General features: G+C 70.0%; 15 protein-coding genes. 10 read left to right on the top strand and 5 right to left on the bottom strand.

What is annotated here, in order from left to right:
- Positions 1 to 20 precede the first annotated feature (20 nt).
- Positions 21 to 497, bottom strand: coding sequence for an Lrp/AsnC family transcriptional regulator (locus tag H537_RS0136525; protein WP_029001823.1), 477 nt, complete (start codon positions 495 to 497; stop codon positions 21 to 23).
- 171 nt (positions 498 to 668) lie between these two features.
- Between H537_RS0136525 and H537_RS0136520 the strand changes: the two genes are divergently transcribed.
- The 5 genes from H537_RS0136520 (at position 669) to hppD (ending at position 5862) form a co-directional block, all read left to right on the top strand.
- Entirely contained in the window at positions 669 to 1652 is a 984-nt protein-coding gene (locus tag H537_RS0136520; RefSeq protein WP_029001822.1) for an ABC transporter substrate-binding protein, read from the top strand.
- A gap of 96 nt (positions 1653 to 1748) precedes the next feature.
- Complete coding sequence (locus H537_RS47695; RefSeq protein WP_051244476.1) at positions 1749 to 2690, top strand: ABC transporter permease; 942 nt, start codon at positions 1749 to 1751, stop codon at positions 2688 to 2690.
- Complete coding sequence (locus tag H537_RS0136510; RefSeq protein ID WP_029001821.1) at positions 2690 to 3484, top strand: ABC transporter ATP-binding protein; 795 nt, start codon at positions 2690 to 2692, stop codon at positions 3482 to 3484. The genes H537_RS47695 and H537_RS0136510 overlap by 1 nt, the downstream gene beginning before the upstream one ends.
- 39 nt (positions 3485 to 3523) lie before the next feature.
- Positions 3524 to 4753 carry a Glu/Leu/Phe/Val dehydrogenase dimerization domain-containing protein gene (locus tag H537_RS0136505; RefSeq protein WP_029001820.1) on the top strand — a complete coding sequence of 410 codons (1230 nt, stop codon included), beginning with the start codon at positions 3524 to 3526 and terminating at the stop codon, positions 4751 to 4753.
- Between the two features lie 17 nt (positions 4754 to 4770).
- Complete coding sequence (gene hppD, locus H537_RS0136500; protein ID WP_029001819.1) at positions 4771 to 5862, top strand: 4-hydroxyphenylpyruvate dioxygenase; 1092 nt, start codon at positions 4771 to 4773, stop codon at positions 5860 to 5862.
- An 87-nt stretch (positions 5863 to 5949) separates the two neighbouring features.
- Here the strand turns inward: hppD and H537_RS0136495 are convergent, their stop codons facing one another.
- Both H537_RS0136495 and H537_RS47690 read right to left on the bottom strand, forming a co-directional pair.
- Positions 5950 to 6753, bottom strand: coding sequence for a DNA/RNA non-specific endonuclease (locus tag H537_RS0136495; protein ID WP_051244474.1), 804 nt, complete (start codon positions 6751 to 6753; stop codon positions 5950 to 5952).
- A 211-nt stretch (positions 6754 to 6964) separates the two neighbouring features.
- Positions 6965 to 8140 carry a mechanosensitive ion channel family protein gene (locus H537_RS47690; RefSeq protein WP_051244472.1) on the bottom strand — a complete coding sequence of 392 codons (1176 nt, stop codon included), beginning with the start codon at positions 8138 to 8140 and terminating at the stop codon, positions 6965 to 6967.
- A gap of 235 nt (positions 8141 to 8375) precedes the next feature.
- On the opposite strand from H537_RS47690, the gene H537_RS0136485 reads away from it, so the two are divergent.
- A complete protein-coding gene (locus H537_RS0136485) occupies positions 8376 to 9623 on the top strand; it encodes an NnrS family protein (RefSeq protein WP_064736117.1) in 1248 nt (415 codons plus the stop codon).
- Positions 9624 to 9719: 96 nt separating this feature from the next.
- Here H537_RS0136485 and H537_RS47685 read toward each other — a convergent pair whose 3' ends face one another.
- The gene (locus H537_RS47685) at positions 9720 to 10196 is read right to left on the bottom strand and encodes a hemerythrin domain-containing protein (protein ID WP_051244470.1); all 477 of its coding nucleotides are present in this window, start codon (positions 10194 to 10196) and stop codon (positions 9720 to 9722) included.
- A gap of 199 nt (positions 10197 to 10395) precedes the next feature.
- Between H537_RS47685 and H537_RS0136475 the strand changes: the two genes are divergently transcribed.
- The 4 genes from H537_RS0136475 (at position 10396) to H537_RS0136460 (ending at position 12307) form a co-directional block, all read left to right on the top strand.
- Positions 10396 to 10683, top strand: coding sequence for a DUF2249 domain-containing protein (locus H537_RS0136475; protein ID WP_029001816.1), 288 nt, complete (start codon positions 10396 to 10398; stop codon positions 10681 to 10683).
- Positions 10684 to 10906: 223 nt separating this feature from the next.
- Complete coding sequence (locus H537_RS0136470; RefSeq protein WP_029001815.1) at positions 10907 to 11374, top strand: RrF2 family transcriptional regulator; 468 nt, start codon at positions 10907 to 10909, stop codon at positions 11372 to 11374.
- 49 nt (positions 11375 to 11423) lie between these two features.
- On the top strand, positions 11424 to 12050 hold the full coding sequence (locus H537_RS0136465; protein WP_029001814.1) for a cytochrome c oxidase subunit 3 family protein: 627 nt from the start codon (positions 11424 to 11426) through the stop codon (positions 12048 to 12050).
- The gene (locus H537_RS0136460) at positions 12047 to 12307 is read left to right on the top strand and encodes a cytochrome C oxidase subunit IV family protein (protein WP_029001813.1); all 261 of its coding nucleotides are present in this window, start codon (positions 12047 to 12049) and stop codon (positions 12305 to 12307) included. The genes H537_RS0136465 and H537_RS0136460 overlap by 4 nt, the downstream gene beginning before the upstream one ends.
- A gap of 34 nt (positions 12308 to 12341) precedes the next feature.
- On the opposite strand, the gene H537_RS0136455 is transcribed toward H537_RS0136460, so the two are convergent.
- The gene (locus tag H537_RS0136455; RefSeq protein ID WP_029001812.1) at positions 12342 to 13961 is read right to left on the bottom strand and encodes a long-chain-fatty-acid--CoA ligase; all 1620 of its coding nucleotides are present in this window, start codon (positions 13959 to 13961) and stop codon (positions 12342 to 12344) included.
- Between the last annotated feature and the right edge of the window lie 82 nt (positions 13962 to 14043).

Raw genomic sequence — 14043 nt, 5'->3', positions numbered from 1 at the left:
CCGGCCCGCTGCCGCTGCGCTCATCCCTGCGCCAGCGGCAGCGTGGCGGTGCACTTGATCTCGTCCAGGCACACGCTGGAGCGCACGCTGTTGACGCCGGGCAGCCGCATCAGCGTCTCCATCAGGAAGGTGGACAGCGCCTTCAGGTCCTGCGCCACCACCTTGAGCACGTAGTCGAAGTCGCCCGTCACCGAGTAGCACTCCAGCACCTGCGGCAGGTCCGCCACCAGGCGCTGGAAGCTCGGCAGGTCGCGCAGGTGGCCCTTTTCCATGCCGATGTGGATGAAGGCCACCACCGTCAGCCCCAGCCGGCGCGCATCCAGCTGCGCGTGGTAGCCGGCGATCAGGCCCAGTTCCTCCAGCCGACGGTGGCGCCGGTGGCATTGCGCCGGCGACAGCCCCGCCGCTTCCGCCAGCTCCAGGTTCGAGGCCCGCCCCTGGGCCTGCAGGTGCGCCAGGATGCGGCAGTCGATTCGATCCAGATCAAAGGCGTGCAAGGGAATCTCCCGTTTCGTGCGATACATGAAATTTTGTCTCGCTTTCGGGGGAAGGTCCCAACGCTTGATGCAAAGCAATTGCGCGTGTCGGTCCCTAAAGTTTCGCCTGTTCGCAATGACTGCCGCGACGGGCCACGAGCCCGGAACGGGCCGACACCAGGAGACACCCCGATGCAAAAAGCTTTCATCCGCACCGCACTGGCGGGCCTCACGCTGGCCTCGCTGCTGCCCCTGGGCGCGCAGGCTGCCGACGTTGCCACCAAGCGCGTGGCCGTCACCGCCATCGTCGAGCACCCGGCGCTGGACGCCGCGCGCGACGGCGTGCGCGACGAGCTCAAGGCGGCGGGCTACGAGGTCGGCAAGAACCTGACGTTCGAGTACCAGAGCGCGCAGGGCAACACCGGCACGGCAGCGCAGATCGCGCGCAAGTACGTGGGCGACAAGCCCGATGCCATCGTCGCCATCGCCACGCCCTCGGCGCAGGCGGCCGTGGCGGCCACGCGCGACATCCCGGTGGTGTTCTCCGCCGTCACCGACCCCGTCGCGGCGCGCCTGGTCAAGAGCTGGGAACCTTCGGGCGGCAACGTCACCGGTGTGTCGGACGCCTCGCCGCTGGAGAAGCACCTGGAGCTGATGCTGCGCGTGCGACCGCAGGCCAAGAAGGTGGGCGTGATCTACAACCCGGGCGAGGCCAACTCCGTGGCCATCGTCCAGGCGCTGAAAAAGGCCACGGCTGCTGCCGGGCTGACGCTGGTGGAAGCCGCCGCCCCGCGCACCGTGGACGTGCCCGGCGCCGCGCAGAGCCTGGTGGGCAAGGCCGACGTGATCTACGCGCCCACCGACAACAACGTGATGTCCGCCTTCGAGGGCATCGTCAAGGTGGCGCAGCAGGCCAAGCTGCCGGTGGTTGCGGCCGATACCGATGCCGTCAAGCGCGGCGCCGTCGCCGCCCTGGGCCTGAATTACTACGACCTCGGCCGCCAGACCGGCAAGCTGGTGGTGCGCGTTCTCAACGGCGAGAAGCCCGGCGCCATCGCCGCGCAGACCAGCCAGAAGTTCGAGCTGCACGTGAACCCCGAAGCGGCGCAGAAGCAGGGCGTCACGCTGCCCGAGGACCTGCTCAAGGCCGCCAAGCTGTCCGTCGCCCAGAAGTAAGCGCGGCGCGTTTCTACTCCTCTCCCTCAACAAGCTGAGCGTCCGGCGCGCCTGAAGCGGCGCGCTCCGGGCGGAGCCTTGCCGCAGGAAAACCTCATGTCGTTGATTGCATCACTCGGCGCCCTGGAGATCGGCCTCGTGTTCGGCCTGGTCGCGCTGGGCGTCTTCATCTCCTTCCGCGTCATCAATTTCCCCGACCTGACGGTCGACGGCAGCTTCCCGCTGGGCGGCGCCGTGGCGGCGACGCTGATCGTCGCGGGCTGGCACCCGCTGGCGGCCACGGCCGTGGCGGTGCTTGCCGGCGCCGCGGCCGGTGCGCTCACCGCCTGGCTGCACGTGGGGCTGCGCATCATGCAGCTGCTCGCCAGCATCCTGGTGATGATCGCGCTGTACTCGATCAACCTGCGCGTGATGGGCAAGCCCAACGTGGCGCTGATCACCGAGCCGACGCTCTTCAGCCTGTTCGCCTTCAACGACTGGCCCGACTACGTGTTCAAGCCGCTGCTGCTGCTGGCGATCGTGGCGGTGGTCAAGGTCCTGCTGGACCTGTTCTTCGCCTCCGAGGCCGGCCTGGCGATGCGCGCCACCGGCAACAACGCCCGCATGTCCCGTGCGCAGGGCATCTCCACCGACCGCTTCACCATCTACGGCCTGGCGCTGTCCAACGCGCTGGTGGCGCTGGCCGGCGCGCTGTTCGCGCAGACCCAGGGCGGGGCCGACATCTCCATGGGCGTGGGCACCATCGTCATCGGCCTGGCCGCCGTCATTGTGGGCGAGACGCTGCTGCCGGCGCGCGGCCTGGTGCTGGCGACGCTGTCCTGCGTGCTGGGCGCCGTGCTCTACCGCTTCTTCATCGCCGGCGCGCTCAACAGCGACTTCCTGGGGCTGCAGGCGCAGGACCTCAACCTCGTCACCGCCGTGCTCGTGGGCTTCGCGCTGCTGGCGCCCACGCTCAAGCGCCGCTTCCTCAAGCGCTCCAACCGGCGCGCTACCACCGTCAAGACCACCACCGCGACGACCACGAAAGAGGCCCTGTGATGCTGCGCGCGCAACGACTGGAAATCACTTTCAACCCCGGCACGCCGATCGAGAACCGCGCGCTGCGCGGGCTGGACCTGGAGATTCCCGCCGGCCAGTTCGTCACCGTGATCGGCTCCAACGGCGCGGGCAAGTCCACGTTCCTGAACGCCATCAGCGGCGACCTGCTGGTGGACAGCGGCCGCATCGAGATCGCGGGCGAGGACGTCACGCGGCGCAACGCCTGGCAGCGCAGCGCGCTGGTGGCGCGCGTGTTCCAGGACCCGATGGCCGGCACCTGCGAGGCGCTGACCATCGAGGAGAACATGGCGCTGGCCTGGAAGCGCGGAAAAGGCCGGGGCCTGGGCCTCACGCTCAACCGCGCGCTGCGCGAGGAGTTCCGCGCCAAGCTGCGCACGCTGAACCTGGGCCTGGAGAACCGGCTGGCCGACCGCATGGGCCTGCTCTCGGGCGGCCAGCGCCAGGCCGTGAGCCTGCTGATGGCCTCGCTGCAGCCCTCCAAGCTGCTGCTGCTGGACGAGCACACCGCGGCGCTGGACCCGCGCACCGCCGCCTTCGTGCTGGAGCTCACCGACCGCATCGTCAACGAGTCCAGGCTCACCGCGCTGATGGTCACGCACAGCATGCGCCAGGCACTGGACCATGGTCACCGCACCGTGATGCTGCACCAGGGCCGCGTGGTGCTGGACGTGGCCGGCACGCAGCGCGAGGGCCTGGACGTGCCCGACCTGCTGCGCCTGTTCGAGCGCACCCGCGGCGAGCGCGTGGACGACGACAAGCTGCTGCTGGCCTGAGCCGGCGCCCCACAAATGCCCAAGCAATCAGAGACCCCCATGAAAGACCTGCTCCAACGCTTCGAGAACAAGCCGCCCGAGATCGTGTTCGAGTGGCATGACGACCAGACGCCCGCGCGAGGCTGGGTGGTGATCAACAGCCTGCGCGGCGGCGCCGCCGGCGGCGGCACGCGCATGCGCCGGGGCCTGGACCGCCGCGAGGTCGAGTCGCTGGCCAAGACCATGGAAGTGAAGTTCGCCGTCTCCGGCCCCGCCATCGGCGGCGCCAAGTCGGGCATCGACTTCGACCCGGCCGACCCGCGCAAGGCAGACGTGCTGCGCCGCTGGTACAAGGCCGTGGCGCCGCTGCTCAAGAGCTACTACGGCACCGGCGGCGACCTCAACGTGGACGAGGTGCACGAGGTCATCCCCATCACCGAGAGCCACGGCCTGTGGCACCCGCAGGAAGGCGTGGTCAACGGCCACTTCAACCCGGACCAGAGCGAGCGCATCCGCAAGGTGGGCCAGCTGCGCCGCGGCGTGTCGCACGCCGTGGAGGACTCGCGCTTCACGCCCGCCGTCTCGCGCCGCTACACGGTGGCGGACCTAATCACCGGCTGGGGCGTGGCCGAGTCGGTGCGCCATCAGCGGCGGCTGTGGGGCCGGTCGCTGGAAGGCCAGCGCGTGATCGTGCAGGGCTGGGGCAACGTGGGCGCCGCGGCGGCCTGGTACCTGGCGCAGGCCGGCGCGACGCTGGTGGGCATCATCGACCGCGAGGGCGGCCTGCTGCGCCCGCAAGGCTTCAGCGTCGAGGAGGTGAGGGCGCTGTTCCTGGGCCGCCGCGGCAACCAGCTCGCGGCTGACGACCTGCTGCCTTTCGACGAGGTCAACCGCCGCATCTGGAGCCTGGGCGCGGAGATCTTCCTGCCCTGCGCCGCCTCGCGCCTGGTGACGCGCGAGCAGGTGGACGCCATGGCCGCGGCCGGGCTGGAAGTGATCGCCTGCGGCGCCAACGTGCCCTTCGCCGACAGCGAGATCTTCTACGGCCCGATCCAGGAGCACGCCGACGGCCGCGTGGCGGTGATCCCGGACTTCATCGCCAACTGCGGCATGGCGCGCGCCTTCGCCTTCCTGATGGGCGAGGAAGCCCGCGACGGCGAGGCCGCCATCTTCAACGACGTGTCTTCCACCATCGCCGCGGCGCTGCAGCGGTGCCGCGATCACTCCGCCGAGCCCACCGGGCTGGCCCGCAGCGCCTACGCCATCACCCTGGACCAGCTGGTCCGATAACCCCAGGAGGAACCACCATGACCGCCACCACCGACCTGTTCGAGAACCCGATGGGCCTGATGGGCTTCGAGTTCGTCGAGTTCGCATCGCCCACCCCGGGCCTGCTGGAGCCGCTGTTCGAGAAGCTGGGCTTCACCCTCATCGCTCGCCACCGTTCCAAGGACGTGTTGCTGTACCGCCAGGGCGACATCAACTTCATCGTCAACCGCGAGCCCAAGAGCGTCGCCGGCTACTTCGCCGCCGAGCATGGGCCGTCCGCGTGCGGCCTGGCGTTCCGCGTCAAGGACGCCCACAAGGCCTATGCCCGCGCGCTGGAGCTGGGCGCGCAGCCGGTGGACATCCCGACCGGCCCGATGGAGCTGCGGCTGCCGGCCATCAAGGGCATCGGCGGCGCGCCGCTGTACCTCATCGACCGCTTCGAGGACGGCAAGAGCATCTACGACATCGACTTCGAGTTCATCGAAGGCGTGGAGCGCCGCCCGGTGGGCCACGGCTTCAAGCTCATCGACCACCTCACGCACAACGTGTACCGCGGGCGCATGGCGTATTGGGCCGGCTTCTACGAGAAGCTCTTCAACTTCCGCGAGATCCGCTACTTCGACATCCAGGGCGAGTACACGGGGCTGACCTCCAAGGCCATGACGGCGCCGGACGGCAAGATCCGCATCCCGCTGAACGAGGAATCCAAGCAGGGCTCGGGGCAGATCGAGGAGTTCCTGATGGCCTTCAACGGCGAGGGCATCCAGCACGTGGCGCTGCTCACCGACGACATCTTCCAGAGCGTGGATGCGCTGCAAATGGCCGGCATCCCGGTGATGACCGCGCCCAACGAGGTGTACTACGAAATGCTGCAGGAGCGCCTGCCGGGCCACGGCGAGCCGGTGGAGGAACTGCAGGCGCGCGGCATCCTGCTCGACGGCAGCACGCAGGGCGGCCACAAGCGGCTGCTGCTGCAGATCTTCTCGCAGACGCTGCTGGGCCCCGTCTTCTTCGAGTTCATCCAGCGCAAGGGCGACGACGGCTTCGGCGAGGGTAACTTCAAGGCGCTGTTCGAGTCGATGGAGCGCGACCAGATCCGCCGCGGGGTGCTGGCGGCCGAGCCGGCTTGAGGCTCCTGACCGTTCGCCCTGAGCCTGTCGAAGGGCCTGCAGCTCGGCCGCGCGGTTGGGCTTCGACAAGCTCAGCCTGAACGGTGGCTACTGCCGCGCCTGCACCCCCGGCAGGAACTCGATGCCCGTGCGCTGCACCAGCTCGCGGTAGCTGATCGGCGCGCCGGCCCGCGCGTCGTCGGTGTTCTCGACCCAGTGCGCCCAGGCGCGGCGGTTGGAGGCGTCGAACACCAGCTTGTACAGGTGCGTGGGCACCCACACCTTGTTGGGGCCGACGGTGCGCGGGCTGGGCGTGGCGTAGTAGGGGCCGGTGAACACGTACACCGGTCCCTGCGCACGCATCACGTAGCTGCGCGTGGACTTCTCGATCCCGGCCCAGGTGCGCTGGTTGTTCACCGGCGCCTGCGGCACGATGTTGGCCAGCGAGAAGGACTGCGCCATGGCGGTGGGGCTGGGCATGTCGGCCGCGGGCGCCATGTGGCCGCGGTCGAAGCCCGAGCCCTTGTAGTCGTCCAGCGTGGCGCGCTCGGCGCTGGGCAGGCGCGCATCGGCGAAGAAGCGCTGCGCACGCTGCTCGTCCTGCGCGTCGATCAACTGCTCGCGCGTGAGCTTCTCCACCACGTACACCGGCGTGCGGCTGCGTCCCGAATGCAGCACGGCGAAGGACTCGTAGCAGAGCTCGCGCGGCAGCTGCGCCGTCGTCGCGGGCACGCGCGGCAGCTGCTGCGTCGGAAAGAAGCCCTGGCACTGCGCGAAGCCCGTGGGCAGCCGCTGCGTCTGCGCCTGGGACAGCGTGCACAGCAGCGCCAGGCCCAGGGCCTGGAGCAGTCGCTTGGCGGTGGAGGGAAGGGAAGAGGGGGCGGAGCGGGGTACTGCGAAGGACAACGACATCGGAAGGCGGCCGGTACGGCACCGCGGGCGCCTTGCGGCGCCGGGACTGCGCGGGAAAGTTGCAAACCCACACAGCTTAAGGTGCCGCTCGTTGCCTCCGGAGGTACGGGGGCTTGCCGCGCCGCCGCGCGGCGTGCAGCAGTGCCGGAATCAGGCCGTTGCGGGCGTGACCGCAGCCGTCGCCGGGCTCAACCTTCCTGGCCGGCCGCGCTCAAGGCGCCACGCGTCGCGGGCGCATCGACGCCTGCTCCAGCGGCTGCTGCGGCATCGCAGCCGCGTTCCCGGGCAGCGGCTGCGCCGCCAGCCGCGCCTCCAGCCCCGGCATCTGCAGCGTGCGGGTGGGGAAGGCGAAGCCCACGCCGAGCTGGCGGAACTCGCGCATCAACGCCAGGTTGATGCGCTGCTGCAGATCCATGTAGAGGTTGTACTCGGGCGCGAGCACGAAGTAGACGACCTCGAAGTCCAGCGAGCTGTCGCCGAAAGCCTGGAAGTGGGCACGGTCGAAGCGCGTCTGCTCCAACCCCTCGATCACCCGCCGCACGATGCCCGGCACGGCCTCGGCCTGCTCCGGCGTGGTGTCGTAGGTGATGCCGAACTTGAAGACGATGCGCCGCTGCTGCATGCGCTTGTAGTTGTTGATGGTCTGCTTGAGCAGCTCGGTGTTGGAGATCACCACCTGCTCGCCGCCCAGGGCGCGGATGCGCGTGGTCTTGAGGCCCACCTGCTCCACCGTGCCGGCCACGCTGTTCATGGTGATGAAGTCACCGACCTCGAAGGGCTTGTCCACGGCGATCGACAGCGAGGCGAACAGGTCGCCCAGGATGTTCTGCACCGCCAGCGCCACCGCCACGCCGCCCACGCCCAGGCTGGCCACCAGCGCGGTGATGTTGACGCCCAGGTTGGCCAGCATGGCCAGCAGCAGCACCGCCCACAGTACGGTGCGCAGCGCCCACGACATCAGCGTGGCGGAGGTGCTGACCTGCTGCGCCATGCCGCCGGCGGCGTGGTTCTCCACGTAGCGGCGCAGCCCGATGACGATGGCGCGGTTGCCCCACAGCCCGAACTGCAGCGCCAGCGTCAGGAACCACAGCTGGTTGACACGCCCGTTCCAGCGCGCCGGCAGCTCCAGCATCGACAGCCCGATCAGCAGCGCCGTCACGAACAGCAGCACCCGGCTGGTGCCGCGCAGCAGGTCCACCAGCAGGTCGTCCACGCGGTTGGTGGTGGCCTGTGCCACCACGCTGGCGCGGCTCAGCAGCAGCTTGAGCGCCAGCCGCATGCCGACCCAGCTCGCCAGCGTCACGGCCAGCGCCGTGGCCCAGCTCGGCAGCGAAGCGCCCAGGAATGTGGTGGAAGTGAATCCGTCAAAGCTCGCCCAGTCCGGCATGCGTCCCTGTCCTTCGGCTCGCAGAGCGCCCGCGCCGGCGGCGCTTCCCCAACGTCTGCGTTTGCGGCGTTGCAGCAATCCGCACTCCCGCGCTTGAGGGGCGACCAGGGCAAATCCCACTGGCGCCCGGTGGGTGGGACAAGCGGTTCTGGCCCTGGACCAGTGCGCGGCGAAGGGCGCCAGCCCTGACGCGACGCAAATCCCTTTCGCGCGCGAGCCCTCAGCCTTGCGCCCCATGCCTTCCGCTTCCTCTCTTGCCTCGCCGGCCGCTGCCCGCTGGCACCCGCGCGAGTTGCTGGCCTCGCCGCACCGCCTGGGCTTCAGCGCCGGCGCGCTGATGCTGGCCGCCAGCGCGCTGTGGTGGCTGCGGGTGCTGCCGCAGCCGGCGGCGGTCGAGGCCGTGCCGCGCGTCGTGGCGCACGCGCTGTGGATGAGCTGGGGCTTCATGCCGCTGTTCATCGCCGGCTTCCTCTTCACCGCCGGCCCGCGCTGGCTGAAGGCGCCGCCGGTGCCCGCGCGCGCGCTCCTTCCCGCGATCGGCGCGCAGCTGGCCGGCTGGCTGGTGTTCGGCCTGGCGCTGGCCGATGCCGGGCCGCAGTCCCCGTTGATGGCCGGCATGGGGCTGGCCGCCGTGGCCGCGGGCTGGAGCCACCTGGTGCTGCGTCTGTGGCGGCTGCTGCGCGCCGGTGCCGCGCCGGAGCGCCTGCACGCGCGCGTGGCGCTGGCGGCCTGCGCACTGGGCGCGCTGCTGCTGGACGCCACCGTGGGCGCCGTGGTGGTGCAGGCCTGGACGCTGGTGCTGGCGCTCACGCGCGCGGCGCTGTGGGGCTGCCTGGGCGTGGTCTATGCCGCGGCGCTGCACCGGATGATCCCGTTCCTCGGCGCCGCGTCGCCGCGGCTGGACGCGCGCTGGCCGGCCTGGCTGCTGTGGACGCTGGTGGCGGTGCTGGGCCTGCAGGCGCTGGCGCAGCCCGTCGAGTGGTTGACCGGACCGCTGCCGCGCCCGGTGCGTGGCGTGCAGGCGCTGGGGCAGGGCGTGGCCGCCGTGCTGCTGCTGGGGCTGGCATGGCGCTGGAGCCGGCTGCCCAGCCTGCGCCAGCGGCTGCCGGCGATGCTGCTGCGGGGCTTTATCTGGCTGGGCGCGGCGCTGCTGCTGTCGGCGCTGGCGCAGCCGGCTGCGGCGCTGCATGCCTACGCGCTGGGCTTCCTGGGCACGCTGCTGCTGGCCATGGCCTCGCGCGTGGCCTGCGGGCAGTCCGGCCGCGCCGTGGTGGCGGACGACCTGCTGTGGCTGCTGTTCCGGCTGCAGCAGTTCGCGGTGCTGGCGCGCGTGGCCGCGGCGCTGTGGCCGGTGGGCGCGCCCTGGCTGCTGCCGCTGGCGGCCACGGCGTGGGCCGCCGTGGCGCTGGGGTGGCTGCTGCGCTACGGGCGCTGGCTAGGGCGGCCAAGGGCGGGTCTTGTCCCTGTTGCCCACAGTTCATAGCCCTGGTTCCGCGCGGCGCTTGGGTGCGGCCTCTCCCGCGGGGCAGCACCGCGCTGCGGTCGCAGGCCGCGCCGCTGCCGAGCGTGAATCAGCGCATCAACGACCCGACGGCCGAGGCTGTGCGCCGCGTGCCGATGCCGGCAAGACGTATGCAGGTGTGGCCAGGTTCCGTTCGACGGCCGGGTAGAAGTCGCGGCCCTCCCGCTGCATGCGCTCGAACACGCTGCGCAGCACCTGGTTGGCTTGCGCCCTGAAGCCGTCCGGGTCAGCGCGCACCTGAGCGGCGGTGTTCCAGCGGCGCGCGAAGGCGTTGTAGGCCCCTGCGATCGAAGCCATTTCCGATTGGAACTGGCGTCCAAGGTGAGCCAGCTGACGGTTGCCGGCAGCCTCCAGCGCCGGGTACAGCGTTCGGTCTTCTGCCGCCAAGTGCAATTTGATCACCGCGCTCATCGACACGATGAGGCGGGCAATGTCGTCTGCATGCTCGGCGATGCCTGCCTGCGCATGGCGCCGCAACTGGGCGATGGCGTCGAAGATCTGGGTGTGCTGGTCCTTGAATCGGTCGATGTCCACAGGGTGCTCTGTAAAAGGTGCAAAAAAATGCATCTTAAGTGAGTGCTTGTGCAGACGTCATGCAAAGCGCCACACGCGCAAGGGTTTCAACCAAGCATCTGCCGTGGCGCGTCTTGAACTGCTTCAAGGAAGCAGGTGGGGCCGCTGCCTACATTAGGTGCATCGGAAATAAACCTTTAAACGCCACCACGGAGCCCCCATGACGCAGACCACCGTCGCTACGACCATCGACGTTCGCACTGTCCCGCCGCGCGAGCGCCATCCCTTGATCTTCCAGACCTTCGACGCCCTGGGCGACGGCGGGACGATGGACATCGTCAACGATCACGACCCACGTCCGCTGTACTACCAGATGCAGGCGGAGCAGCCTGGGCTCTTCACCTGGACTTACTTGCAGTCCGGCCCCGAAGTGTGGCAAGTGCGCATCACCAAGTCCGCAACGCCGCGCAGCGACGGCCGCTGCTGCGGCTCCTGCGGCGGCGCCTGACCCTCTCGCCAGGCACTCATGTCGCACGGGCCCGGCGACATCGTCTTCGCCGCGGGCAGTGTGTTCCTCGCGCTGTACGCTTGACGGCTGCTGCGGCTGGCGGCCGGACGCAGGGTGTCGGCACCCTGCGCTGCTCGTTGCCGCGGCCAAGCGACAAGTCCGCGGGGGAGGGCGCAGGCCCTCCCTTTTCACATCAGACAGGAAATACACCGAGCCCCGCACCATGAAGCTGACCGCCTTCACCGACTACAGCCTGCGCGTGCTGCTCTACCTGGCTGCGAACTCCGGCCGCAAGGCCACCATCGCGGAAATCGCCACGGCGTTCGGCATCTCGGAGCACCACCTCGTGAAGGTCGTCCACTTCCTGGGCAAGCAGGGCTGGATCGCCACCGTTCGCGGCAAGGGCGGCGGGATGACGCTGGCCATGCAGCCCAAGGACATCTGCCTCGGAAAAGTCGTGCGCGACACGGAAGGCAATGCGGTGCCCGCGGAGTGCTTCGAGGCCGGTGGCGGCCACTGCATTCTCTCCGGCTGTTGCGAACTCAAGGGGCCGCTGGCGGAGGCCGTCGCAGCGTTCTACGCAGTGCTGGACCGCTACTCGCTGGCCGACGTGATGACCAACCGCCGCGCGCTCGCGCAAGTCCTGACCTTCCACCCGGCGCGAGCCGCGTCCGGGATGGCCGCCACCTGAAGCGCCGTTGCGAGGCGGCCACCTCCGAGTGGAACAACGATTCGCCAGCATGACGATTGCCAAAAGTAGCCTGTCTGCCGGGCCGGATGCGGCCGGACCGCCGCTTGCGGATCCTGGGGATGAGCGCCGCTTGAGCGGCGACATCACGATGTGGTTCGTCATCGCGCTGGAGATGCTCACCTTCGGGCTGCTGTTCGTCGTGTACGCCGTCGCCAGAGCGAAGGACCCATCGACGTTTCGCACGGGCCAGTCGAGCCTGAATCTGCATCTGGGCGCCATCAACACGGTGATCCTCCTGACCGGCAGCTGGTGCGTCGCACGGGGCGTGCATGCACTGCGCAGCTCAAGCAGGAGCGCCGGCGCACGCTGGCTCTGGGGCGCTGCGGCATTGGGTACCGCTTTCCTGTTCGTCAAAGGCTTCGAGTACCAACAGAAGCTGCACGCCGGCCACGGTCCGGAGAGCGATGACTTCTGGATGTTCTATTACCTGCTGACCGGTTTCCACTTCATGCATGTCGCCGCGGCGGTGCTCATCGTTGCCGCGGTCGCCTTTCTCGTGCCGCGCCGCCAATGGGGACCGGCCGACACACAGGCCCTCGAAACGGCAGCCGTGTTCTGGCACATGGTGGATCTGTTGTGGGTGGTGCTCTTCCCGCTGGTGTACGTGCTGCGATGAACATCCTTTGCAAGCGGCTCGATGTCCTGTGGCTGGCGACGCTGGTGGCCACGGGTGTTTCCTGGTGGGTCGGGGAATCGGCCCTTGGCATCGGTGACGGCTGGCCTGTTGCCGTCGTCTTCGCGATGTCGCTGGCCAAGGGCCTTGCCATCGCGCTGGACTTCATGGAGCTGCGCGGAGCGCCTGCTCTGTGGCGGCGATTCGTGGTGGGATGGCTGCTGTTCGTGATCCTGGCCGTCATGGCCCTTCGGTTCTAGGTGCCCCGGGCGCGCAGCAGCGTTTCGTTCCAGCTCAGCCCGCCCGCTCCGCGTCCTGCAGCTGCCGCCACATCACCTTGCCCGAAGCCGAGCGCGGCAGCGAGGGCACGAGCTGCACGAGGCGCGGGCACTTGTAGGCCGCCAGGTGCTGGCGCATCCAGCCGATCAGCGCCCGCGTGTCCAGCGCCTCGTGGCCCGGGCGCGGCACCACCAGCGCCTTGACGGCCTCGCCGCGCCGCGCATCGGGCGTGCCGATGACGCACGCTTCCTGCACCGCCGGGTGCCGGTACAGCAGCGCCTCCACCTCGGCCGGCCAGACCTTGAAGCCCGCGCTGTTGATCACGCGCTTGAGGCGGTCGGTCATGAAGAAGTAGCCGTCCGCGTCCACGTACCCCAGGTCGCCCGTGCGCAGGAAGCGCCGGCCGTCGATCTCGACGAAGGCCTCGGCGTCGGCCTCCGGCCGGCGCCAGTAGCCGCGCATGAGCTGCGGGGCGCTGAGCACGATCTCGCCGCGCTGGCCCCGCGGCAGCTCGCGCCGCGTGCCGGGCTCCAGGATGCGGGCGTCGACGCCGAACATGGGAATGCCCAGGCACTGCGGCTTGGGCCGGTGCGGCGGGTTGAGCAGCGTGGCGGCCATGGTCTCGGTAAGGCCGTAGCCCTCGACGTAGTCCAGCCCCGTGCTGTCCTTGAGCCGCTGCGCCACCGCCTCGGGCATGGCCGCGCCGCCGCCCCGGATGCAGCGCAGGCTGGACAGGTCGAGCGCCTGCAGCCGCGGATGCGCCAGCAGGTCCACCACCATGGTCGTGATGCAGTGCCAGTGCGTGACGCGGTGGCGCCGCACCAGCACCGCCGCGGCATTGCGGTTCCAGTGCGGCAGCAGCACGACGGTGCCGCCCACGTACAGCGGCACGTTGAGGCTGCCCGTGAAGCCGGTGACATGGAAGAAGGGCAGCGTGGCCAGGAACACCGCATCCGGCGGGCAGGCGAACCACGCCGCCCCGGCCGCCAGCGCGCTCATCACGCTGGCATGGGTGTGCAGGCAACCCTTGATCTCGCCTGTGGTGCCCGAGGTGTAGGGCAGCACCGCGGGGTCGTCGGGCCCGGCGAGCGGGGGCGCGGGCGGCTGCCCGAAGGCGCGCACCGCCGGCCAGGGCACCAGGCGCGCGTCGGCGGGAGGCGGCGTGGCGGCGTCGTCGCCGTCCACCACCACGATGCGCTCCAGCCGCGTACCCAGCAGCGGCAGCGCCTCGCCCAGCAGCTCCCGGGCGACGAAGGCCACCGTGGCGCCGCTGTCGGCCGCCAGGCGCTCCAGCTCCTCGCGGCGGCTCGCCGGGTTGGCCGGCACCAGCACCGCGTCGGCGCGCAGGATGCCGTAGCAGGCCACGGCCCAGGCCACCCCGTTGGGCAGCGCCAGCAGCACGCGGTCCGTGCGTTGCACGCCGGCGGCGTACTGCAGCCAGCCGGCGACGGCCAGGGCCTGGTCGCGGAACCGGGCGAAGCTCAGGCAGGTCTCGCCGCAGACGAGAAAAGGTTTATGGCCGAAGCGCTCGGCGGCGGCCTCCGCATTGGCGAAGAGGTGCGTGGCCGGCGGCACCAAGTGCCGCGGCACGCCCGGGGGCCAGTGGGCGGGCCCTGGAGTCCCGGTGGAGCTCATGACGGTGAGGGATCAGAAGGAAGCAACCCCGTCAGGCCGGTATTGCCTGCACGGGGTTGCTGGTCGAAGCACGAGTGTAGCT

Origin of the sequence: Azohydromonas australica DSM 1124, assembly GCF_000430725.1 — a bacterium.
GTDB classification, from domain to species: Bacteria; Pseudomonadota; Gammaproteobacteria; order Burkholderiales; family Burkholderiaceae_C; genus Azohydromonas; species Azohydromonas australica.
The sequence above is the reverse complement of the archived record's forward strand: the minus strand, read 5'-3'. Positions and strand labels throughout refer to the sequence as shown.